Origin of the sequence: Bacillus sp. FJAT-52991 (assembly GCF_037201805.1) — a bacterium.
GTDB classification, from domain to species: domain Bacteria; phylum Bacillota; class Bacilli; order Bacillales; family Domibacillaceae; genus Bacillus_CE; species Bacillus_CE kandeliae.
In genome coordinates this window covers 2807261-2830529 of the sequence record NZ_CP147404.1, presented here as the reverse complement: position 1 = coordinate 2830529, position 23269 = coordinate 2807261, and the positions used below count along the sequence as shown (strand labels likewise).

23 protein-coding genes are annotated in these 23269 nt (G+C 40.7%); 14 read left to right on the top strand and 9 right to left on the bottom strand.

Annotated features, from left to right (window positions below; all coding sequences use genetic code 11):
• Positions 1 to 28 precede the first annotated feature (28 nt).
• Complete coding sequence (locus WDJ61_RS14580; RefSeq protein WP_338754811.1) at positions 29 to 325, bottom strand: NifU family protein; 297 nt, start codon at positions 323 to 325, stop codon at positions 29 to 31.
• Positions 326 to 404: 79 nt separating this feature from the next.
• Between WDJ61_RS14580 and WDJ61_RS14575 the strand changes: the two genes are divergently transcribed.
• The 4 genes from WDJ61_RS14575 to WDJ61_RS14560 all read left to right on the top strand — a co-directional run bounded on the left by WDJ61_RS14575 (position 405) and on the right by WDJ61_RS14560 (position 5201).
• Complete coding sequence (locus WDJ61_RS14575) at positions 405 to 740, top strand: YuzD family protein (RefSeq protein WP_338750949.1); 336 nt, start codon at positions 405 to 407, stop codon at positions 738 to 740.
• A 168-nt stretch (positions 741 to 908) separates the two neighbouring features.
• Positions 909 to 2267 carry a 4-aminobutyrate--2-oxoglutarate transaminase gene (gene gabT, locus WDJ61_RS14570; RefSeq protein WP_413789019.1) on the top strand — a complete coding sequence of 453 codons (1359 nt, stop codon included), beginning with the start codon at positions 909 to 911 and terminating at the stop codon, positions 2265 to 2267.
• A gap of 65 nt (positions 2268 to 2332) precedes the next feature.
• The gene (locus WDJ61_RS14565; RefSeq protein ID WP_413789018.1) at positions 2333 to 3712 is read left to right on the top strand and encodes a sigma-54 interaction domain-containing protein; all 1380 of its coding nucleotides are present in this window, start codon (positions 2333 to 2335) and stop codon (positions 3710 to 3712) included.
• A 79-nt stretch (positions 3713 to 3791) separates the two neighbouring features.
• Positions 3792 to 5201, top strand: a complete 1410-nt coding sequence (locus tag WDJ61_RS14560; protein WP_338754810.1) for an NAD-dependent succinate-semialdehyde dehydrogenase — start codon at positions 3792 to 3794, stop codon at positions 5199 to 5201.
• Between the two features lie 407 nt (positions 5202 to 5608).
• Here WDJ61_RS14560 and WDJ61_RS14555 read toward each other — a convergent pair whose 3' ends face one another.
• From WDJ61_RS14555 to WDJ61_RS14540, 4 genes are all read right to left on the bottom strand, one after another.
• Positions 5609 to 6688 carry a Ger(x)C family spore germination protein gene (locus WDJ61_RS14555; RefSeq protein WP_338750943.1) on the bottom strand — a complete coding sequence of 360 codons (1080 nt, stop codon included), beginning with the start codon at positions 6686 to 6688 and terminating at the stop codon, positions 5609 to 5611.
• Positions 6685 to 7776, bottom strand: a complete 1092-nt coding sequence (locus tag WDJ61_RS14550) for a GerAB/ArcD/ProY family transporter (RefSeq protein ID WP_338750941.1) — start codon at positions 7774 to 7776, stop codon at positions 6685 to 6687. Before WDJ61_RS14550 ends, WDJ61_RS14555 begins: the two co-directional genes overlap by 4 nt.
• Before the next feature lie 22 nt (positions 7777 to 7798).
• The gene (locus tag WDJ61_RS14545) at positions 7799 to 9301 is read right to left on the bottom strand and encodes a spore germination protein (RefSeq protein ID WP_413789017.1); all 1503 of its coding nucleotides are present in this window, start codon (positions 9299 to 9301) and stop codon (positions 7799 to 7801) included.
• Positions 9302 to 9681: 380 nt separating this feature from the next.
• Positions 9682 to 10749: an NAD(P)/FAD-dependent oxidoreductase gene (locus WDJ61_RS14540; protein ID WP_338750937.1), complete on the bottom strand. Its 1068-nt coding sequence runs from the start codon at positions 10747 to 10749 to the stop codon at positions 9682 to 9684.
• A 203-nt stretch (positions 10750 to 10952) separates the two neighbouring features.
• On the opposite strand from WDJ61_RS14540, the gene WDJ61_RS14535 reads away from it, so the two are divergent.
• Entirely contained in the window at positions 10953 to 11189 is a 237-nt protein-coding gene (locus tag WDJ61_RS14535; RefSeq protein ID WP_338750935.1) for a YuzB family protein, read from the top strand.
• A gap of 30 nt (positions 11190 to 11219) precedes the next feature.
• On the opposite strand, the gene WDJ61_RS14530 is transcribed toward WDJ61_RS14535, so the two are convergent.
• A complete protein-coding gene (locus WDJ61_RS14530) occupies positions 11220 to 11924 on the bottom strand; it encodes a DUF2225 domain-containing protein (protein ID WP_338750933.1) in 705 nt (234 codons plus the stop codon).
• Between the two features lie 357 nt (positions 11925 to 12281).
• Between WDJ61_RS14530 and erpA the strand changes: the two genes are divergently transcribed.
• The gene (gene erpA / locus WDJ61_RS14525; protein WP_338750931.1) at positions 12282 to 12650 is read left to right on the top strand and encodes an iron-sulfur cluster insertion protein ErpA; all 369 of its coding nucleotides are present in this window, start codon (positions 12282 to 12284) and stop codon (positions 12648 to 12650) included.
• 122 nt (positions 12651 to 12772) lie between these two features.
• On the opposite strand, the gene WDJ61_RS14520 is transcribed toward erpA, so the two are convergent.
• On the bottom strand, positions 12773 to 13777 hold the full coding sequence (locus WDJ61_RS14520; protein ID WP_338750929.1) for an NAD(P)/FAD-dependent oxidoreductase: 1005 nt from the start codon (positions 13775 to 13777) through the stop codon (positions 12773 to 12775).
• A gap of 325 nt (positions 13778 to 14102) precedes the next feature.
• On the opposite strand from WDJ61_RS14520, the gene WDJ61_RS14515 reads away from it, so the two are divergent.
• The 4 genes from WDJ61_RS14515 to WDJ61_RS14500 all read left to right on the top strand — a co-directional run bounded on the left by WDJ61_RS14515 (position 14103) and on the right by WDJ61_RS14500 (position 16719).
• Complete coding sequence (locus tag WDJ61_RS14515) at positions 14103 to 15323, top strand: NAD(P)/FAD-dependent oxidoreductase (protein ID WP_338750927.1); 1221 nt, start codon at positions 14103 to 14105, stop codon at positions 15321 to 15323.
• A gap of 272 nt (positions 15324 to 15595) precedes the next feature.
• Positions 15596 to 16078: an NUDIX hydrolase gene (locus tag WDJ61_RS14510; RefSeq protein ID WP_338750925.1), complete on the top strand. Its 483-nt coding sequence runs from the start codon at positions 15596 to 15598 to the stop codon at positions 16076 to 16078.
• Between the two features lie 98 nt (positions 16079 to 16176).
• Entirely contained in the window at positions 16177 to 16299 is a 123-nt protein-coding gene (locus tag WDJ61_RS14505; protein ID WP_338750923.1) for a YuiA family protein, read from the top strand.
• Positions 16300 to 16401: 102 nt separating this feature from the next.
• A complete protein-coding gene (locus tag WDJ61_RS14500; RefSeq protein ID WP_338750921.1) occupies positions 16402 to 16719 on the top strand; it encodes a YuiB family protein in 318 nt (105 codons plus the stop codon).
• A 97-nt stretch (positions 16720 to 16816) separates the two neighbouring features.
• On the opposite strand, the gene WDJ61_RS14495 is transcribed toward WDJ61_RS14500, so the two are convergent.
• On the bottom strand, positions 16817 to 17635 hold the full coding sequence (locus WDJ61_RS14495) for a cobalamin-binding protein (protein ID WP_338750919.1): 819 nt from the start codon (positions 17633 to 17635) through the stop codon (positions 16817 to 16819).
• A gap of 87 nt (positions 17636 to 17722) precedes the next feature.
• Between WDJ61_RS14495 and WDJ61_RS14490 the strand changes: the two genes are divergently transcribed.
• From WDJ61_RS14490 to WDJ61_RS14480, 3 genes are all read left to right on the top strand, one after another.
• On the top strand, positions 17723 to 19222 hold the full coding sequence (locus tag WDJ61_RS14490; protein ID WP_338750917.1) for a leucyl aminopeptidase: 1500 nt from the start codon (positions 17723 to 17725) through the stop codon (positions 19220 to 19222).
• A 209-nt stretch (positions 19223 to 19431) separates the two neighbouring features.
• On the top strand, positions 19432 to 20751 hold the full coding sequence (locus tag WDJ61_RS14485; RefSeq protein ID WP_338750915.1) for a Na+/H+ antiporter family protein: 1320 nt from the start codon (positions 19432 to 19434) through the stop codon (positions 20749 to 20751).
• 74 nt (positions 20752 to 20825) lie between these two features.
• The gene (locus WDJ61_RS14480) at positions 20826 to 20996 is read left to right on the top strand and encodes a hypothetical protein (protein WP_338750913.1); all 171 of its coding nucleotides are present in this window, start codon (positions 20826 to 20828) and stop codon (positions 20994 to 20996) included.
• 160 nt (positions 20997 to 21156) lie between these two features.
• Here the strand turns inward: WDJ61_RS14480 and nhaC are convergent, their stop codons facing one another.
• Positions 21157 to 22605 (bottom strand): Na+/H+ antiporter NhaC, encoded by a 1449-nt coding sequence (gene nhaC / locus WDJ61_RS14475; protein ID WP_338750911.1) that lies wholly within the window; start codon positions 22603 to 22605, stop codon positions 21157 to 21159.
• Positions 22606 to 22824: 219 nt separating this feature from the next.
• On the opposite strand from nhaC, the gene WDJ61_RS14470 reads away from it, so the two are divergent.
• Entirely contained in the window at positions 22825 to 23208 is a 384-nt protein-coding gene (locus tag WDJ61_RS14470) for a hotdog fold thioesterase (protein ID WP_338750909.1), read from the top strand.
• The last annotated feature ends 61 nt before the right edge of the window (positions 23209 to 23269 follow it).

The window sequence follows — 23269 nt, the reverse complement described above, 5'->3', positions numbered from 1 at the left end:
GCCCGCATCGAGTGCGGACTTTTGTTCATTAAAATACTTGTTCGACTTCAACTACGCCTGGCACTTCTTCAAGCAATGCGCGCTCGATTCCAGCTTTCAGTGTGATCGTTGAGCTTGGGCAGCTACCGCATGCGCCGAGAAGGCGAAGTTTAACGATGCCATCCTCTATATCAACGAGTTCACAATCCCCACCATCACGAAGTAAAAATGGGCGTAATTTATCTAAGACTTCTTGTACTTGTGCAAGCATTTGTTCATCAGCCATTTGAATCGACTCCTTTCTCGTACTGTTCTTATTATAATGATTATAAATAAAAAAATCCATTGATTGATAAACAATTTCATATCGAAATTGGCTGATTTTCGATAAACTAAAATTAATCAGTTGCAAAGTGGGTGAGAACATGGGAAATATGGTGGAAATTGTGGTATATGGGACAGAGCAGCTTTGTGCTAGTTGCGTCAATTTGCCTTCTTCTAAAGAAACATATGAATGGCTAGAAGCGGCTATTTCACGAAAGTATCCAGAACAGCCATTTTTGATTAGTTATGTGGATATTTTTTCACCGCCGGAAGATGAAGAGAAAAGATCGTTTGCGAAGCGAGTCGTTGAAGAAGACCTGTTTTATCCGGTGGTGCTTGTAGAAGGAGAAATTGTTGGAGAAGGAAATCCAAAATTGAAGGCCGTTTATGCTGAAATGGAGAAATACGGATATAAAAGTGAAGATAAAAAAGGTTGAGCCATTCGCTCAACCTTTTTTATAAGTCATTTTTGATTTAAATAAGTCGTTTTCGACTTACTTTTAATTCGATTAATTCAAAAAAGAGTGAGTTTTTTCACTTTTTAGAGTTGGCACGCTTTTTGCATATATAAATATGAATTTATAAGCAAAGAAGGAGAAATGAACATGACTAGAAAATTTGCTAAAGTAACTGGTGCTTTACCAGGTCCAAAATCGAAAGCATTATTAGAAAGAAGACAAGCAGCGGTTGTTAAAGGCGTTTCTAATGGCGTGCCTAGCTTTGCAGCTAAAGCAGAAGGCGCTTTAATTACAGATGTAGATGGAAATACATTTATCGATTTCGTTGGTGCAATTGGTACGATGAACGTTGGACATTGTCACCCGAAAGTAAAAGAAGCTATCCATAAGCAAGTAGATGAGTATATTCATCCTGGATTTAACGTAATGATGTATGAGCCATACATTGAACTATGTGAAAAATTAATCGGTCTTGCACCTGGGGATCATGAAAAACAAGCGATCCTTTTAAACAGTGGAGCAGAAGCAGTTGAGAATGCAGTAAAAATCGCTCGTAAATATACAAAACGCACAGGGATTATTTCTTTCTCACGCGCTTACCATGGCCGTACATTGTTAACAATGACAATGACAAGTAAAGTAAAACCTTATAAATATGAGTTTGGTCCATTTGCTCCAGAAGTGTACAAAGCTCCATTCCCTTACACTTATCGTCGCCCAGAAGGTACAACAGAAGAGCAATACATTGACTCTGTTATTGGTCAATTTGAAGATTTCTTCGTAAATGATGTAGCTCCTGAAAGTGTTGCTGCTGTGATTATGGAACCAGTACAAGGTGAAGGTGGATTCATTCCTGCTCCTCAACCTTTCATTGAAGCAGTATATAATATCTGTAAAAAACACGGCATTCTTTTCATTGCTGATGAAATTCAAACTGGTTTTGGTCGTACAGGTAAACAATTTGCGATTGAGCACTACAATATCGTGCCTGATTTAATGACTGTATCTAAGTCAATGGCTGCTGGTGTACCAATTAGTGCTGTAGTTGGCCGCAAAGAAATTATGGATGCTGCTGGTGCTGGTGAACTTGGTGGAACATATTCTGGTAGCCCACTTGGATGTGCGGCTGCATTAGCAGTTATTGATATTATGGAAGAAGAAAAAATAAATGAACGTGGCGCAGCTCTAGGCCAATTAGTAGTGGATCGCTTAAATCAATTAGCTGAAAAATATGAGGCAATTGGCGAAATTCGCGGTTTAGGTTCTATGGTTGCGGTTGAATTTGTTAAGGATCGTGCAACAAAAGAGCCTAACAAAGAGTTAACTAACGCGATCATTACTGAAGCTAACAACCGCGGTCTACTAATCATCAGTGCGGGTGCTTACGGAAACGTTTTACGCTTCTTAATGCCACTTGTTATTACAGACGAGCAAGTAGCTGAAGGTTTAGATATTCTTGAAGAAGCATTTGAAGCAGCTGTTTCTGCTTTAACAGTTCAAGCTTAATTCAATAGAGAATAAGAGCGACTAGTTTATCTCCTGATCATATTTTTGCTATAATATAGAGAAATATGATCGGGAGGAAACTCTTTATGAATATATCTCATGATCCTGTACGGGAAGAATTATTTGATATTTTCGAATCGTCTTTCGATGAGATTCTTGTTACAGATGCAAAAGGATTCGTCGTTCGAGTAAATTCAACATGTCGAAAAAATTATGATCTATCAGCAGTTGACCTAGTTGGCAAGCATGTGAAAGAGCTAGAGAAAATGGGGCTTTTTTATCCATCAGCCACATCACAAGTCATCGAAAAAAAACAGCCGATTGAGCTGTTTCAAATGTCTAATTCCGGCCGGTACTATCATGTGCGTACAAGGCCGGTTTTTAATCGGGATGGAACTTTAAAGAGCGTTATCAGTTATTCTCGTGATTTGACAGAGCTTATTCAGCTGAGAAATAAGATTGAAGAAATGGAAGACCAGCTCGCTACATATAAAAAAGAGTTAAATGAGCCGCTTGAAGTCGAGGGGCTTATTTCAAAAAGTGAGCAAATGGGCAAAGTGATGATGCTTGTCCGCAAAATCGCCAAAGTTAATTCGACGGTTTTACTGCTTGGAGAAACCGGGGTTGGTAAAAGCAGAATTGTTCGTTCGATTCATCAATTAAGCGACAGGAAAGATCAAGTGCTGAATGAAATCAATTGTGCTGCTTTACCTGAACAGTTAATTGAGTCAGAATTGTTCGGTTATGAAGGTGGTACGTTTACAGGCGCTTTTCGTGAGGGAAAAAAAGGGCTGATTGAGTTGTCTAATAATGGAACTCTTTTCTTAGATGAAGTAGGGGAGCTTCCATTAACTGCTCAAGGGAAACTGCTTCATGTGTTGCAGGATAAACAAATTCGTCCTGTTGGGGGAAGTCAGCCGATTACCTTAAATTTAAGAATTATTGCGGCCACCAATAAAGATTTGAAAAAGATGGCGGAACAAGGAAGCTTCAGACGTGATTTATACTATCGTTTGAATGTGGTGCCGATTCATATCCCGCCATTACGGGAACGAAAAGAAGATATTATTCCATTAACTTATCATTTTCTCGACTATTTCAATGAACTGTATAATAGTCATGTCTGTTTCTCACCGAAAGTATTAAATGCGTTTTTAAATTATGAGTGGAAAGGGAACATTCGCGAATTAGAAAATATGGTCGAACGACTGGTCGTGACAAATGATGAAGTGGTGACGTTAAATGACTTGCCATTAGAAATGATGCAGCAAGAATTAACAGAGAAGGGGACGACTCTTCCAGAAATGCTTGAAGAAGTGGAACGAAAGATGATCATTGAGGCATACGGACAATTTTCCTCCACTTATAAAATTGCGAAAGCATTAGGAATTAGTCAATCCTCAGCAGCTCGAAAAGTAAAGAAGTATGTTGAGGGAGAGGAATAAAGAGAGAGGCATATGATCTCTTTATTTCATTGAACATATGACAACATGAAGGAGGAGCAAGCAGATGAAAAACTGGAAAATGTACATTAATGGCGAATGGATTGACAATGACAAGAAAATAGAAGTTGTGAACCCAGCCATCAATGAAGTGATTGCCACTGTGCCAGAAGGTGGAAGAGAAGAAGCGGAACAAGCAGCAACAGCAGCATATGAAGCATTTAAAACATGGTCGAAGCTAACAGCGGCCGAACGCGCTCATTACTTAAACGAGTGGTATCGTCTAATTGATGAGAACAAAGAAGAAATCGGTAAGATTATGACAGAAGAGCAAGGAAAACCTTTGCCAGAAGCGATTGGTGAAGTGGGCTATGCCAACAGCTTTATTTCTTGGTACGCAGAAGAAGGAAAACGTATTTACGGAGAAACGATTCCAGCTTCTCATCCTCGTAAACGATTATTTGTGCAAAAAGAGCCAGTTGGTGTCATGGCAGCGATCACTCCTTGGAATTTCCCGGCGGCTATGATTACGAGAAAAGTAGCGCCAGCGCTTGCTGCTGGGTGTACAGCTGTGATCAAACCGGCAGAGCAAACGCCATTAACAGCGATTCGCTTAGTTGAGCTAGCGGAAGAAGCAGGCATTCCTAAAGGGGTCATTAACCTTGTGACAGGCGATCCGAAAGCGATTGGTGAAGCGTGGATGAAAGATGGTCGCGTTCGCAAAATTTCTTTCACCGGTTCAACAGAAGTAGGGAAATTATTAATGCGCGGGGCAGCTGATACGATGAAAAAAGTATCATTTGAATTAGGTGGTCATGCCCCATTTATCGTGACAGCCAATGCTAACATTGAAAAAGCGGCCCAACATTTAATCGCTTCTAAATTCCGTAACGCAGGACAAACATGTGTATGTGCGAACCGTGTATATGTTCATGAATCCATCGAAGCGGAATTTGCTGAAGCATTTAAACAAGAAGTGGCTAAGTTAAAAATGGGGAATGGTTTAGACGAAGGGATTACAGTTGGTCCGCTGATCGATGAGCAAGCAGTTGCTAAAGTCGTGAGCCAGCTAGAAGATGCGAAACAAAAAGGTGCGAAAATTATTGCAGGCGGAAACAAAGGAGAGGGCTTAAAAGGCTATTTCGTTGAGCCAACGGTTATTATGAATGTAACAGACGACATGCTTTGTATGAATGAAGAAACATTCGGGCCATTAGCTCCTGTAACGACATACCAAACGACAGAAGAAGTGGTTGAACGTGCCAACAATTCTCCGTACGGCTTAGCGGCATATGTATTTAGCGAAAATATTACAGAGGCCATCGATATTGCAGAAGGTCTAGAATACGGCATTATCGGCTTAAACGACGGTCTTCCATCCGTTGCACAAGCACCTTTTGGCGGTTACAAAGAGAGCGGTCTAGGTCGTGAGGGCGGTCATTACGGCATTGAAGAATATTTAGAAGTTAAATATATTTCATTAGGGCTGTAATGAAGAAAAGCATCCATGTGCGGATGCTTTTTTTATTTTTGCCGATCCGTTATCTGTTTGTCACTCCGGGACATACGTCGCTAAACGGGACCTTCCGCTTTTCGGTGTCCAGCTCCAGGTCCCAGCGCCTAGTGGACTTCCACGATCCTCCTTGCGATAAGTCAACATCGATTCACTCGCGTTCATCGTGTTTCCTTTATCTCGTGCGGATCATTCCAGTCCATACGTCGCTAAACGGGACCTTCCGCTTTTCGGTGTCCAGCTCCAGGTCCCAGCGCCTAGTGGACTTCCACGATCCTCCTTGCGATAAGTCAACATCGATTCACTCGCGTTCATCGTGTTTCCTTTATCTCGTGCGGATCATTCCAGTCCATACGTCGCTAAACGGGACCTTCCGCTTTTCTAGGTTATTCCACAATCCCCGTATCCATTGTTTTTACGTTGAATTTGACTTCGATGGGAAGGGAAGGGTATTGTTGTTCCCATTTTTTTATTTCGAAATTATGGTATTTGCTTCGTACTTTTTCTCCGATGCCGAGTGGGTCTACTTCGAGTTTTTGCAATTTTTTAATCATTTTTTCAGCTCGCTCGGTTCCTTTTTGCCTCCATTGTTTTTCAATTTTTTTGATATCATTAGGATTTTTAAGAGTCATTCCAGAAGCATCAACGATTTGACCTACTATGAACATTTCAATTTTTATTTTAGGGCTTTCTTTGTTGCCGCTTATGCGATATTTCACTTTAGAACTGACATTTTCAATAGTAATGTAATTACCATTGTCTAGCTTTATACTGTAAGTGCCATTACTAGATTTTTCATATAAAAGTTTAAATAAATAGCTGTCCTGATAGGAGAGTGAGCCGACATAGTGATCGTCTTTAAAAAGGGCGAGACCTTTTAGATGAATACGCTTTTCTCTTAAGTCTAATAATGGCAAAAATGGATCTTGTCCTTCTCCATAGTATTGAGCTAGAAAGGAGTGGAGGTTAGTGATAGGGATGATATCTTTCAAACCATGCTCGATTAGATCAGATAAATAGCGGGAAGTGAGCACTGTATTTGGAAATTTAAATTTGAGCAAATCTTCAGCGCGGTCATCGACGATAGCGACATGAATCCCTCTTCCGATTTCAGGTGCGCGGCTAAAAGTTTTAATAAACTCGAAAATCCCTTGTTTAGCGAGGTCTTTGCTATATAAAATATCATTTAAGCGGCCGCTACTTAAAGGTTTTTGTGCTTCCGTTTGAAATAATTGCTTCACGCTTGCACTTGTATGTCCTTCAGCTGTAAAGGTGATATCCATCGGTGTAACATCTAGCCCTGGTGGAAAAAAGGGAACAGAGGCCGTTGCTTTTACACGATTTTCTCCCGCTGAGTCATAGCCAATAGCGGAAATGTGTTGTGTATCTTCCAGAATTTTTGGTTCTAATTTGTAATTACTTACTAATATGAGAATGAGAATGCTCCAAAATAAGGTCTTTTTCATATTTTTCCCCTCATTTTGTAACTAATGATTTGAAAAAAATAAATAAATGGAATGTATCCGTATAAAATATACACCCCCAAATTTTCTGTGAAAGTAGTTAATTGATCCATACTTTGTCGATCCGTGAATGAAATCACAGCGAGAAATAATGCAATAACGAGCCCAATAATGCTATGTTTTTGTTTAACGTTAAATAATTGTTTCATTCCTCTTGTCGCTGCCCATGTATATAAACACATATTAGGCAGGATCACAAATAGCCAAATAGCGAGACCAGCATACTCGAATCGTTCAACAAAAGGCAAATTGACTACTTTCCATAAAGTTAACGTACCCCAAATAGTGTTAGCCAATTGCCAGTGACTGAAATATAACAAGGAAACGATCATGGTGAATAAATAAAAGAAGGAACTGTATGCGGATCCGAGTTGTGCCCATTTATGTGAGCTTTTCGCTTCTTTTAAAAAAGGATAAAAGAAAAAAATCGTTTCAAATCCAGAATAACTAAAGGCCATTTCTTTAGAACCAGTAAAAATTTCAGAAAATGAGTGATCCAAAACAGGTAACAAATAAGAAATTTTCGCTTCTTTCAGCGGAAACCAATACATTAAAAGTAAAGGAAAAGTCACTATGAATGTGAGAAAGCAAAGACCGACATTCACTCGAAACCCACTGGTGACATAAAGGTACACTAACGTAAATAAAATGAGCGCCATATACCATGTTTCTAATTGAGGAAACATCCAAATCTGGATGACTTGGATATAGTTACGAGCGATCGCAATGCAAAGGGAGAGTAAATAAACGATTAAAGTCAGACTAAGTACACCGCCAATCCACTTACCAAACAACTCTCTGTGAATAATCGTAATATCATTCTGTCCTTTATTTAATATTTGGTAGGCCATCCACAACACGATATGGATCGATAAACCAGCAATGATAACGGAAATCCAAGAATCATGACCAGCTACTTTGGCAATATTACGCTGAAATCCGAGAACACCTACGCCAATTTGCATAGACGTAATAATGTAAAAAGCGAAATAGGGAGAAACTTTATGCTTCTCAGCTGGCAGTGGCAACATCAAACTCACCTCCAATTAACAATTATTCATCAATATCACGGTTATTTTCAGGCGGGGGCTGTTTCCCAAAACGTTCAGATTGTTCAGTTCTTACTTGTAATGGACGCAGACGTTGTTGATCAAAAGGCAGGCGAAAGATAGCGTCCTTTAAATCCATTCGCCGCAGAGGAAAAATGGGTTCAAGAAACGGTCGGCCAAGTGAAGAGAGATTCAGTATGTGAAAAAATAGCAAAGCCATGCAAACCATGATGCCTACAAGACCAAGAAATTGAGCAGAAAGTAAAAAAGGGAATCGAATGAAACGTATAGCATAGCTCACTTGATAGATCGGTGTTGTAAAAGAAGCAAGCGCGCTTAAGGCGACGATAATTAACAAAACATTACTCGTTAAGCCTGCTTGCACAGCCGCTGTTCCAATAACAATCCCGCCAACGATACCGATCGTCTGTCCAACTTTCGTCGGGAGTCTGGCTCCTGCTTCCCGTAATAGCTCAATCGTTAATTCCAAAATGAGTGCTTCTAATATCGGTGGAAAAGGAATACCGCTTCGAGAAGACACCAGTGTATTTAATAAATCTTGAGGAATCATTTCATAATGATAAGTCAGCACAGCCACATAAGCTGGTGTAGACAGTGCAGAAAAAGTGACGGCAAATAAGCGAATTAGCCGAAAGACTGACGCGATACCCCACGTATAAAAGTAATCTTCAAAGGCGGAAAAAAATTCAATGAGTGTAGTTGGTGCGAGTAACACATGTGGTGATCCATCGACTAAAATAGCAATTTTTCCTTCTGAAAGAGCACTTGCCGCTCGATCAGGCCGCTCGGTATCAACAATTTGTGGAAATAGTGAGCTTTTATTGTCTGTGATCATTTGCATAAGAAATGAGCTATCAGGAATCTGATCATATTCAATCTCTTGAATTCTTTGAATCACTGTATTGATATTTTCTTGATTAGCAATTCCTTTTACGTATGCGACCTTTACTCGGGTTTTAGACAGTTTCCCAACGACCATCTCCTTCATTTGTAACTCAGGAACCGGGAGACGTTTTCGAACAAGATTGACATTGGTATCGAGCGCCTCAACAAAAGCTTCTTTTGGACCGATGACTGTATACTCTGTTTCGGGCACAGCTACTTGGCGTTTTTCAACAGCTAGTGCGGGAACTAAGAGACAAGAAGGGGATTTCTCCTTTTGATAAAAAATAACATGACCTGCCATTAATTTGTCTTTGATCTTCGAGGCATTCTCCGTTATTAATAAGTCTTCAATTGGCAATTGCTCTTTAATTGTTTGTAAATCAGCTAGTTTTTTGTTAGAGAGAGCGGCTAAAATATTTTGATGTACCGTATCAGGATTAATAAGTGTTTTATAAAAAGAAACAAAAAAAGGCGAGTCGTCACGCAGACGGAATGTAAGGAAATCATTTGATTCTTGGCAAAGCGTTAATAACTGCCCAAGTTCTGTTTTTTCAAAAGGTGATTGGTTTCGTTTAAATATATTTTTCAAAAAACCGTTCATCTCCTTTCAAATCTTGTTGTCCATGATCCATCGGTATGTAAGTGCAGGTAACTGATACGTTTAGTATGATCAAAAAGAGGGGGAGATATAACTAAAAAGCGACTGACTCTGAATGAGTCAGTCGCTTTTTAGTTATATTTATTATGCGGATCGCTCTAGTCCATACGTCGCTAAACGGGATCTTCCGCATTTCTTCATTGTCCAGCTCCGCCTCCTAGACACTCAAGTCAAATAACCTGCCGCTTACAAGACTGTCGCCTTTCCAGCGTCAGAACATTTGCTTGTCGTGTCTAAACAGTCGGCTCCGCATTTCTTCATTGTCCAGCTGCAGGCGCTATCGGCTCGAGGTCAAAAGCCGATAGCGCCTGCAACTTTTCGTATTACCCGTTATGATATTTATACAACCAAAGGACGCCGGATTTGAGGAATCGTGCTACGCGACCAGTGATGGCGCGGTCGGCTACGAAGCCAAATCCTTGTTTTTTACCTAGGGAACCTAGGATGCCTTTTAGTTTCATTTCTGGCAATTTTTCAGGAAGAGGTTCATTTTTCCAGCGTTTTTGCAACACTTGAACAATTTGTTCAGCTTGCTCTTCCGCCAATTGGGCACTAGGTGCGTGAGGGAGGCTCGCGCAATCTCCAACAACGTATACATGTTCATCGTCTGGCAAATTATGATATGGGCTTATTTTTATGCGACCTGATGAATCTTTTTCGACATTCATATTGCGCACGACCACGTTCGGCTGAATGCCTGCCGTCCATACAGTCGCATCCATTTCATAAACATCTTCATTATTATATATTGCCTTTGGTTCAACGTTTACAATATTGGCGTTATTAATAACGGTCACCCCGTGATCAACAAACCATTTATGGATATATTTACTTAATCGTTCAGGAAAGTCTTTCAAAATTCGTGGGCCACGGTCAAATAAAGTAATTTCAAGATCAGGACGGCTTTCGCGCAATTCGCTAGCAATCTCGATGCCGCTTAATCCAGCACCAACAATTCCTACTTTGGAACGAGCTGGCATGTTGGACAGCGTTTGGTATGTATGACGGGCTTTTTCGATCGACTGAATACTATGCGTATATTGTTCAGCCCCCGGTACATTATGATATTTATCTTCACAGCCAAGTCCGATCACTAGATCATCGTACGGAATGGACTCTTGATCTTCAAGAACAATACGTTTATTTTCCAAATCAATCTCTTGTACTGCTCCAAAAACAAGATTGAGTCGAGAATGTTCTGGAAATGCAACACGCACTTCATGATCGGAAATCGTTCCCGCTGCAAGTGCATAATATTCTGTTTTTAAACAATGATAAGGTACCTTATCCACTAAAGTAATGGTGACATCTTCTGGTAAATTATTAGGCAATAGCCTAAGCAAAACGCGCATATTTCCGTAACCGCCACCAAGCAATACTAAATGTTTCATAGAAATATCCCCTTTTGTGAATGATGTAATTCTTTGACATCCCCAAGATTCTTGTCAAAAAAACTCGATTTTTTATTCTGCCATAATGAGTATATCGAAATCTAATTATTTTCACAACAGACATCAAACATTTTCGTGATAAAGTTTTCTGCTTTAATCTAACCGTCAGAGATAGTAAAATAAAAGCAAGAGGTGAGAATAGGATGAAGCCAATTATTGAGTTTTGCGTAAGCAACTTAGCAAATGGTGCGCAAAAAGCGCTTGAAATATTAGAACGTGATGTCAATCTAGATGTGATTGAGTATGGCTGTCTAAGCTATTGTACAAGATGTAGTGAAGGATTATTCGCTCTTGTTAATGGAGAGCCGGTGGATGGAAAGACGCCTGAAGAGTTGGTTGATAATATTTATGAGCATTTAGAGGAAAACCCAATGTTTTAAAACGGCCGAAGATATGTCTCGGCCGTTTTTTTAAGTAGTAGCTTCTTTTTGCTGTTTCATTTCCTCACGAATCTCATGCCAACGATCTCTAGCCATGTCGACAATTTTTTTATCTGAAGACATATGTTGCTTTTCGATGACTTTAGAGAAATACGCCACAGCTGTTTCAATGTCTCCTGCGCGTCGATTTAATTCAGCGATTAAATACAATACTTTTACCTCAGACATTTGTGTACTTGTAAGATCTTCTGTCTCATAAGCTTCTTTATACTGATCCGCCGCCATCATCATAAAGCGATTCTCTTCTTTCTGACGCCCTAATTCACGATATAACCAAGCTGTACGAAGAGCCAATCCTGCTAACGTTAAATGTTTTTCTTTCTTCAGCAGACCACTATAAAGAGCAAGTTTATAGCTATTAATCGCCTCAACAATTGTTCTTTCTTTGCCGTAATCTTGATAGACCCATTGATCCTTTATTTTCTCTATTAGCTTATCTTTAGAGCCGGGAGCAAAATAAGCTGAAAACTCATCTGAGAAAGAATACCCGCAATGGCAGCACACAAATACATGGTAAAATAATGGGTTGTAGCTATCTTGATCATAAATAGGCATTAAGTCAGTATCATGATCAGTCACTTTCACAAAGCGGTTTCTTAACTTCGTTGTTTGAAATTTTTCCTCACAAACAGGACATTTTAGTTGTTTTTCATAAAAAGGAGAGATACTTTCCATCTGCTTTACCCCCTGTGATTATCCATTCTATTTTATCCCGCATTAACGGGCAGTAAGACCCCCACCTCAAAATGAGAGGAGAAGCAAAGTTATTTAGGCGAGGGATCAACTGCCCATAAACGCCCGATCGGTTCAACTAACAATCAGTGGGGGATGAAGAAAACCCCCACTGATTGAAGTTTCACTTTATGTCTATATACTTATTTATATAGTTTATTATAGTTGATTCATAAGGTCAAAAGACTAGGTAATATGAATCTTTTTATTGGTGTTAGTTTGGAAATGAGCAGTTTGGTTGTGAAGGGGTTGGTGGATGTATATACTAATAATAAAAGAATAACGAATGGAGGGGTTCCATTGAAAGAAGTTGAAGTAGTGACAGTAACGGAAGCAGCGGCTTTTCAAATAAAAGAAATGATGAAGCAAAATGAAGAAGAGGGAGCGAATCTTCGCGTTACAGTACATGGTGGTGGCTGCAGCGGATTGTCTTACGGCATGGGGTTTGATCGCGAAATTAAAGAAGATGATATTGAACTCGATCAACAAGGCATTCATATTATTGTCGATAAAGACAGTGCTCCTGTGTTAAAAGGAACCGTCATTGACTACAAGGAATCATTGATGGGGGGCGGCTTCACGATCGAAAATCCGAATGCGATTGCTTCCTGTGGCTGTGGTTCCTCATTTAGAACAGCGACGAACACTGGTAAACCGGAGAACTGCTAAATCATTTTCAGGCACTTCCTTTTATGGGGAGTGTCTTTGTTTATGTCGAGAAATGTCCAGAAAGTCGAAGAAATCTCACTAAAGGCCCCAGCCTAGAGACTGGAGCCTAACTAAACAGATACTTATTTTCGCTGTTCGAATAAGGAGGTGCTATGCAGCGGTTGAACGCGAGCTTTCGGGTCAAGGTAGGCTTTTGCGTTGTTGACGGCTGTTGGTGCTTCGCCAAAGCCTGACGCGATTAATTTAACTTTGCCGTCATAGGTACACACATCGCCCGCAGCGTACACGCCTTCTATATTTGTTTCCATTTTGGAATTGACAACAATGTTGTTTTTTTCAATGGTAAGTCCCCATTCTTTAATGGGACCGAGTGAGGAGACAAAGCCGAAATTGACGATGACATCATCGACGGGAAGAATTTCTTTACGATCCGTTTCAACTCTTGTTAATTCAAGCGCTCCAATTCGGCCATTTTCTTCGATTACGTTGCTCGGTACATAAGGTGTCATAATATTGACATTAGATGCGCGAAGCTGTTCTACACTATGCTCATGAGCTCTAAATTTTTCGCGACGATGGATGATAGATACACGTTTTGCGATGGGTTCAAGCATAAGTGCCCAATCGACGGCTGAATCACCGCCCCCGCAAATAGCGATATGTCGGTCTTTAAACTGTTCAAGGTCTGTGATGAAGTAATGAAGATTTGTTTTTTCATACATTGTTGCATTTGGAAGTTCTAATTTTCGTGGTTGAAAGGCGCCATTGCCTGCAGTGATGATAATCGTTTTGGTGAAATGGGCTTCTTGGTCGGTTGTTAGCTTTAATGTGCCATCTGCTAATTTTTCGAGAGTTTGTACAGACTGTCCTAAACAGATGGTAGGAGAGAATGGTTCCATTTGTTCGACAAGGCGATCAACCAGTTCCTGTGCGCGAACTTTAGGGAATCCAGCGACATCGTAAATATATTTTTCAGGGTAGAGAGTTGACAGTTGCCCTCCTAGTTGCGGCAAACTTTCAATGATTTTGACCGAGGCTTTGCGCATGCCTCCGTAAAATGCTGTGAATAATCCGACAGGTCCACCTCCAACAATGGTAATATCAAATATTTCCTTATCGTGATTCATTCAAAATCCTCCTTGAAAACAGAAAATGGAATTTCTCTTTCTTCTATCTATCATACAGAATTTATGTTTGATTCACACGTAAAGACACTTTTATTGAATGAATTTTTTTACAATGGACGTCAGGTAAAATCAAATAAAATATTTCCATTAAACGTCTTGAAAAAGACTAGCAAAAAGCATATCATTGAGTTAGATATGCAAATATTGAGATTTTGTGGCGGTTTTTTATTGTATTTTTTTGCATTTATTCGTGAATAATATCACAATCTAGATGTATGGTTCTAAAGCAAACTCGAAAATATCGACAAAGGTGGAAGTGATTATTGTGAGAAAGCCGAAGATCGTAGTATTAGGTGCAGGTTATGGTGGATTGATGACAGTCACTCGTCTTCAAAAAATGTTAGGACAAGACGAAGCAAACATCGTATTGGTAAACAAAAATGATTACCATTATGAAACGACTTGGCTTCATGAAGCATCTGCAGGTACATTGCATCATGACCGTGTGCGTTATGATATTGATAGCGTTATCAATCGCAGTAAAGTAGAATTTATCCGCGCAGAAGTGCAAGATATTAAAACGGCTGAAAAGAAAGTCATTTTGAATTCTGGTGAAGTAGAATATGATTATCTTGTATTCGCGCTTGGTGGCGAATCTGAAACGTTCGGCATTCAAGGCTTAAAAGAGTATGCGTTTACAATTTCTAATGTAAATGCTGCACGTCAAATTCGTGAGCACATCGATTACCAATTTGCGACATATGCAATGGAAACAGAAAAGAAAGAAGAGCGTCTATCTATCGTTGTCGGCGGTGCCGGATTTACAGGTATTGAATTCCTTGGCGAATTAACAAACCGCGTGCCTGAACTTTGTCGCGAGTATGATATTGACTACTCTAAAGTTCGTATCTACTGCGTAGAAGCAGCACCAATGGTTCTTCCAGGTTTCGATCCTGAGCTAGTGAAATATGCTGTTTCTCAATTAGAGAAAAAAGGTGTAGAATTCAAAATCGGCACAGCGATTAAAGAAGCAACACCAGAAGGCATTAAAGTAGCTAAAGGCGAAGAAGAGCTTCAAGAAATCAAAGCTGGCACAGTTATTTGGGCAGCTGGAGTTCGCGGAAGCTCAATCATTGAAAAAGCAGAGATCGAAAATATGCGTGCCCGTGTAAAAGTAAATCCTGATTTACGTGCGCCAGGTCATGACAACATTTTCGTAATTGGTGATTCTTCACTTATTATTAATGAAGAAATTAACCGTCCGTATCCACCAACAGCTCAAATTGCGATGCAACAAGGGGAAGTATGTGCTCGCAACGTAGTGAAGCTGTTGAAAGGTCAAGCAGATGATCTTGAAGCATTTAAACCAGACATTAAAGGTACGGTTTGTTCTTTAGGAGATGACGATGCGATCGGTGTGGCTTTCGGTAAGAAAATGACAGGTACGAAAGCTTCATTCATGAAGAAAATGATTGATAACCGTGCATTATTGATGATCGGTGGACCATCGCTTGTGATGAAAAAAGGTAAATTTAAATTCCTATAAGCACATGTATAGAGGCTGGCCATTATGGTCAGTCTCTTTTTTATCCCGCATTAACGGGTTGTAAGACCCCCATCTCAACATGGCAGAAGAAGCGTAGGCATATAGGTGGGGGATCAACAGCCCGTAAACGCCCGATCCGTTTAACTAACAATCAGTGGAGGATGAAGAAAACCCCCACTGATTGAAGTTTCACTTTATTGGAGAAGCTTTGTTCAACAATGAGTCAAAATTCTATGCTACAACTATAGCTACTAGATAAAGGAGGGGGACGGTTGAAAAGAGGATCTGTTTGGTTAGGGGCTGCTGGCCTAGTGATTGATGCAGCAGGTCGCTGGCTAGTAGTGAAGAAAAATTATAGCGGACTAAAAGGACAATGGTCGTTACCAGCTGGATTTGTAGATCGCGGAGAAACAGCGGATGAAGCGGCTGTTCGGGAAGTAAAGGAAGAAACCGGAATCGATTGTGACGTTTGCGGAGTTGTTGGCATTCGAACAGGGGTCATTAAAGAAGAAATTAGCGATAATTTAATGATCTTTTTATTGATGTTAAAGGAAGAAGGACAACCCTTAATAATAGAAGAAAAAGAACTCATGGAAGCGGCTTGGTTGTCAACTGAAGAATTAAAAAATGACGCTCATACTTCGACTTTATTGCGTACACTTGTAGATAATTTTGAGCGAGCCTCCCTGTATTGTAAAGATGGCGTGGACCCTGGAAAACAGTTTGGCTATACATCTTATAAATTATTCTTCTAATTTTGAGATGAATGTAATCGAAAAAGGAGATTGTACGAGTGAATCTCCTTATGATATATTATCAGAAAATTAAAATATTTAATCAAGGAGGCAATACAATGACAATCCAAACAAAAAAACAAACATGCCACACTTGTGAAGGCAAAGGCTATCTTCAACTCCTCCTCGGCGGCTCGGAAACTTGCCCAAATTGCGGTGGAGAAGGAGATCATAAAGAATAAGTAAACTAGGGGTATCCTCCATCTGGAAGGATGCCCCATTGTCTTGACGTTTTCCTTCTTATTAAGGTACACTATTCTTTAGTGATTTAGGAGGGGAACGGAATGCATATTGCGGTTGTAATTGTTTCGATGTTGCTATTTTTCGTATTATTTTTCGGAATTGGCTTCTTATTAAATATGTTGTTACGGATGACGTGGGTGATGGCGTTTCTTTATCCAATTGTAACCATTATGATTGTGGATGAGGTCAGCACCTTTGACTATATTTTTAACGCAAGTGAAGCGTTTTCTGCTTTAGGAACAAAACTCTCTTCATTGCATGCTGTAGACATTACGATTCTATCAAGCGGTTTTCTTGGCGCCATTACTTCAGGAATTGCGATGCGCATTCTTCGCCAAAAAGGCTATCAAATGTTTTAATGTTCTGTTTCCTAAAAAAGGACTCCAAATGGTCGTTTTTCAACGATCTTTTGGAGTCCTTTTTTGTATGATTGATAGATTGATGAAACGGGGGCATTCACTTGCTTTTATCTACAAACAAATCATCCATTTCAACCGTTTCAAAAATAACAGGATGTAGCATCATCGCTAGCTTATGAAGACCAGCTAATAGTCGTGGCGAAGGTCGACAATAGAGCTCTTCTTCCATGACCGCCACTTTTTGCTGCTGGATGGCAGGTAATTCCGTCCAGCCTGGTCGTTTTTGGACAATCGCTGGGTTGATTTTTTCGGTGCGCACCCCGACCCATGAAAGTAAAATGTAATCAGGGTTTCTTCGCTTTACCTCTTCCCAATCGGTTTGAAAATTGGCTGTCTCTTCGTTGAAAAAGACATTATAGCCGCCTGCAAGCTCGCTTATTTCGGTAAGCCAATTCACTTTTCCAGGCGTGAAAACGGGCTTTGGCCACCACTCCCAGTACAGCGAAGGCCGATTTTCAATGCGACTTGCTGCCTGTTTAAATTTCTCTAGTTGAGAAAAATAACGCTCTGCTACTAATCTAGCTTTTTCATCTACACCGCATGCCGCTCCGACTTCCACAAGTGATTGACCGATCTCCGCTAACGATTGCGGATTCGTCACAATATAAGGCAATCCTCGTTTTTGAAGCTCCTCCACATTCTTTTCCATCCCAGGGACACTTAAAGAAGCAATCACAAGATCGGGCTTTAACGCCTCCACTTGGTCCATATCAATATCGAGATCAGGCCCAAGCCGAGGCAAACGAGAAACCGCCTCAGGCCAATCAGAATAATCATCCACACCGACAAGCTGATCTGTCAGTCCAAGAAATTCAAGCAGTTCTGTATTGCTTGGACAAATAGAAATTAATCGCAAACAAATCCCTCCCTTTTCTTTCATCTTACCGTAATTTATTCGAATTGCGAAATAATTTTCTGTATAATAAAAATGGAGGTGGACAATATGTTTACGGTAAAAAATGAATCAATGTTACAGCAAGAGACTCCTTGTTTAATAGTAGGTCTTTATGACCGTCCATTGAAATTTGCAGGGGAGCTAGCGACGCTAGACGAACTGTTCAATGGAGAATTAACTGAACTCGTCAAGGAAGGTGATCTTTCCGCTAAAAGCAAAAAGGTAGCGATCGTACCTACATTAGGAAAGATGCCGGCTAAACGATTACTCTTTGTTGGGCTTGGGAAAGAAAAGCAAGCCGATTTTCATGAGATGAAAGAAGCGATCGGCGGAGCGTTTATCAAAAGCAAGCATTTAGGGCTTACATCAGTGGCCGTTGCGCTGGATAGCTTTGTTTGTGAGGAAATTAGCGCAGAAGATGCGGCTCAAGCCTTCAGTGAGGCATTCGGATTAGCTACCTATGAATTTAAAGGGTACAAACAGGCATCGAACGAGCCGGAGAAGAAGGTTGAGCAATTAACCGTTTTGACAAAAGCAGAAAGCGAAGCGGTGCAAGCAGCTCTTCAAGTGGGCTATGTACTGAGCCAAGGAACCAATTCTGCTCGCACGCTTGTCAATACACCAGGTAATATGTTAACGGCATCCGACTTAGCTGCTTATGCGGAACAATTAGCCGTTAAATACGGGTTTGAAGTCGAGATTCTTGAAAAAGCGGACATGGAAAAGCTCGGCATGGGTGCTTTTTTAGCGGTCAATCAAGGCTCTACAGAACCGCCAAAAATGATCACGTTAAAATATCAGCCAAAAGAGGAATGGACCGATGTGCTTGGCCTTGTCGGCAAAGGGATCACGTTTGATACAGGCGGATACTCCTTGAAGCCAAAAGACGGAATTGTTGGCATGAAAACCGATATGGGTGGCGCAGCAGCTGTGTTAGGTGCCATGGAAATCATCGGGGAATTAAAGCCTAATCAAAATATCGTTGCGGTCATTCCTTCTACCGATAATATGGTAAGTGGACACGCCTTTAAACCGGATGATGTGATTACGTCGATGAGTGGCAAAACGATTGAAGTGTTGAATACGGATGCTGAGGGTCGCCTCGTACTTGCCGATGCAATGACGTACGCAAAGCATCATGGAGCCAACTATTTGATTGATGTAGCGACATTAACGGGTGGCGTGATCGTCGCACTCGGTACGGATAAAACTGGTGCGATTACAAATAACGAAGAATTGTTTGAAGAAGTGTTAGAAGCGTCTTTTGAAGCAGGTGAGTTTATTTGGCGCCTGCCACTTACAGAAAAAGATAAAAAAAGAATCCGCAACAGCTCGATTGCCGATTTAAATAATTCTCCTGGTCGTGACGGCCATGCAATTATGGGCGGCGGATTTATCGGTGAATTTGCGGAAGGGACTCCGTGGGTTCATTTAGACATTGCTGGCACGGCCGATACGAATAAAGGCGGAGCACTTGGTCCAGCAGGAGCTACCGGTGCTATGGTGCGTACATTAGCCTTATTGGCGATGCGAAGAAACGAAGAATAAGAGAAAAGAGGCTGAGGGATCAGCCTCTTTTCTAATGGATTTCTTCGCCCATAGTAGGACTTTCTTGGATGTTCCAGTCCGTTTTTCAACTTTTATAAACTCGCAAAGTTTTAATGGGGTTAAAAAGCATTGACAACTTTCTATAATACTGGTACTTTTATTTTAGTTCTCTACCAATTTAGCAAACTAAAGTAAAAGGGGCGTTTTAGATGAATGCTGTTGTCGTTGCAGTCATCGTCATGCTTTTCCTTAGTCTACTACGTGTCAATGTTGTTTTTTCTTTGATTACGGGTGCACTCATTGGAGGAGTGGTTGGCGGTTTAGAAATAGAAGGAACAATTAACGCATTTACAGAAGGTGTGGGCGGCGGCGCGAATACGGCACTTAGCTATGCGATGCTTGGCGGATTTGCCGTAGCGATTTCAAGCACAGGCTTGCCGAATGCGCTTGTTGAATTTGTGTTAAAGTATGTCGGAAAAAAAGAAGATGCGAGAGCGAAAAAATTATCAAGAGCTTTTATATTATTTGTCATTTTATTAATGGCTTGTTTCTCGCAAAACTTAATTCCGATTCATATTGCTTTTATCCCGTTATTAATTCCACCATTATTGAAAATATTAAATGAGCTTCAAATTGATCGTCGTTTAGTGGCATCTGTTTTAACATTTGGTCTTGTCACACCATATATGCTTATTCCAGTCGGGTTTGGTCAAATATTTCATGAGATTATTGCCACGAATATGACGAAAAGCGGCTTACCAGTGGAGATGAGTCAAATTACGAAAGCGATGTTATTCCCAGCTGCCGGCATGCTAGTTGGCTTGTTAGTTGCTGTCTTTTTCTCTTATCGTAAGCCTAGAACTTATGAGAATCCGGTGATGCCGGTATCTGTAGAGGAAAGTGAAGGCTATGATAAAAAAGCAATGATCTTGTCAATCATTGCAATTGTGGCGGCGGTTGCTGTGCAAATTTGGACGGACTCGATGGTATTTGGCGCGTTAGCAGGGATACTTGTTCTCTACATTACAAAAGCAATCAGCTGGCATCAAGCGGATCGCCTGCTGACAGACGGTATGCGGATGATGGCGTTTATTGGCTTTGTCATGATTTCGGCATCAGGGTTTGCAAATGTGATGAGTGCGACGGGAGATGTTGACCGATTAGTAGAACAAGCAGCCAATATGATTGGCGAGAATCAAGCACTCGGCGCGCTGCTTATGCTAATTGTTGGATTATTTGTCACGATGGGGATCGGTTCATCTTTCTCGACGATTCCGATTATCGCAACGATTTTTGTGCCGTTAGCGTTAGAGCTTGGTTTTAGTCCGATGGCGACGATTGTTCTTGTAGGAACAGCTGGTGCTCTTGGAGATGCGGGTTCACCGGCTTCTGATAGTACGCTTGGACCGACATCCGGTTTGAATGTCGATGGCCAGCATAACCATATTTGGGATACTTGTGTACCGACATTTTTACATTATAATATACCGGTGATTTTATTCGGTTGGATTGCGGCGTTAATTTTATAATGGGAAACTTGCCCATGCCATTTGCCTTCTTTCTGCATACACCATAGTAGGCAGTTAAAAAGGAGGCATTTGCTATGTATGCTCGAGATAGCCGTTTTCTACCTTTCTTTGGAGGACCGTTTTTAGGAGGGCTGTTAGGAGGATTTCTAGGAGGGGCACTTATTGCGCGGCCATATTATCCACCGTATCCACCAATGTATCCGCCATTCCCTCCATATGGTGGCTCGCCATTTGGTTATTATTAATACAAAGGAACGTCAATTAAGCTGTAGGTCGAATCAAGTGGACCTACAGCTATTTTATTAGAAATTTTAAAATCAGAAACATAGATATATGAACGTGTTCGAAATTCAAACGGGGGCGTCTATAAGCCGGAAAACTGGCTGATGAGACGCCCTCTGTTTCTTATGCTCGTTTCAGTTCCTTTTCTTCCATATCTATCATTTGTTGTTCCTCTGTTTCGATTCGTTCGATCTCTTCTTGGGATAGCTTTTCAATTTTAAATCCAGTAAATCCATAAATAATAGCAATCAATGGACTGATAAAACATAATAAAGCATACGGAGCATATTCGAAAGTGGAAACTCCTAATGTGGCGGTCATAAAGGCACCACATGTATTCCAAGGAACGAGAGGGGAGGTCATTGTCCCAGCATCCTCAAGCGTTCGTGATAAATTCTTCGGGTGTAATCCACGCTTGCGGTAAGCGGTTACATACATTCGGCCAGGAAGAAGAATGGATAAGTATTGGTCACATGCGACAATATTAGCTGTAATACAAGTGACAACAGTTGTTGCAATCAAGCTGCCTGTTGATCTAGCTAGTTTTAATAAGCTTTTCACAAGCGTTTCTAACACGCCGCTTACTTCTAGAATTCCACCGAAGCTCATCGCGATCATCACCAATGAAACCGTATACATCATAGCTGATATTCCGCCATTATTTAATAGGTTTGCAAGAATCTCATTGTCGGTTTCCATTGTAAAGCCGTTTACCATAATGCTTAAAATCTCGTTCAATGGCACACCTTGTACAACAACCGCAACGATTGCTCCTAATATCGATCCGATCACCAGACCAGGAAGAGCAGGTGTTTTCATCGCTATTAACGTTAGAACGACAGCCGGAACGAGCAAGAGCCATGGACTAATCGTAAATATTTCGTTTAATTGTTGCTGAAGGGCATTCACTTCTTCAAGTCCAGCACTGTCATTTTTAAAAGAAAGCCCCAGAAAGAAGTAAATAATGACAGATATTAACAGAGCGGGTATCGTTGTATACAACATATGACGAATATGGTCAAATAAATCGACACCAGTAATACCGGGTGACATATTCGTTGTCTCTGATAAAGGAGAAATTTTATCACCGAAATAACAGCCGGAAATGACAGCACCTGCAACCATAGCTGTGTCGATACCGAGTCCAGCTCCAATCCCCATAATGGCAATCCCTATCGTCCCAGCGGCTGTCCAGGCATTCCCTGAAGCGATCGCAACGATACTACAAATAATCGCCGCTGCTGGTAAGAAGTAAGCAGGAGATAAAATATCGAGACCATAATAAATCATTGTCGGCACAATTCCGGCCGCTAGCCACGTACCGATGATCGTTCCAATCACCATTAAGATGAGAAGCGCCTGCATCGCTAGAGAAACAGCATTAATCATTCCTTTTTCAATTTCTCTCCATGTGTGTCCTAAATAAATAGCTACGATTGCGGCAACTGTCGCACTTAATAGCAGTGGAATATGTGGATCGGCTTCAAATTTTAAAATCCCTACGAATAAGAAAATGATCATCGCTAAGATTGGAATCAAAGCGATGCCCAATGACGGTGTTTTTGCTTTCATTTTTTTCCCTCTCTCTATTTAAATTATTCTTTATCAATTTATTTGCAATTTTTGTGCCAATTAAAAAGATTCAGAAAAATTGGGTGGAGGTGGATATTTTTTATGTACACTATTTAATTTTGCATAAATGATTCCAAAATGCATAGAAAGTCAAAAAAGGATTTTGACAAGTGCCGTCGAATAACTAATGAATAATAATTCATTTTTGGAGGAGAAAACATGGATATATCGAATTCATTAATTGGTGCACTTGGTATGGAAGTAGTAGAAGTCGGTGAGGGAAAAGTCATTATGACGATGCCGGTGGATGAACGAACGCGCCAGCCATTTGGTTTTTTGCACGGGGGAGCTTCTGTTGCTCTTGCAGAAACAGCAGCTAGTATAGGCACCGCTGCTTTAATTGACATGCAACAAGAAGTTTGCTTTGGACTCGAAATTAATGCCAATCATATTAAAGCCAAAAAAGAAGGGACAGTCACTGCCATTGCAGAGGTTGCTCACCGTGGTCGCACAACGATGGTATGGGAAATCCGAATTGAAGACGAGCACCAACAGCTCATCTGCCTATCACGCTGCACAGTAGCCGTCGTTCCGAAAAAGTAAAAGCGGAGCCGACTGTTCAGACACGACAAACAAATGTTCTGACGCTGGAAAGGCGGTAGCC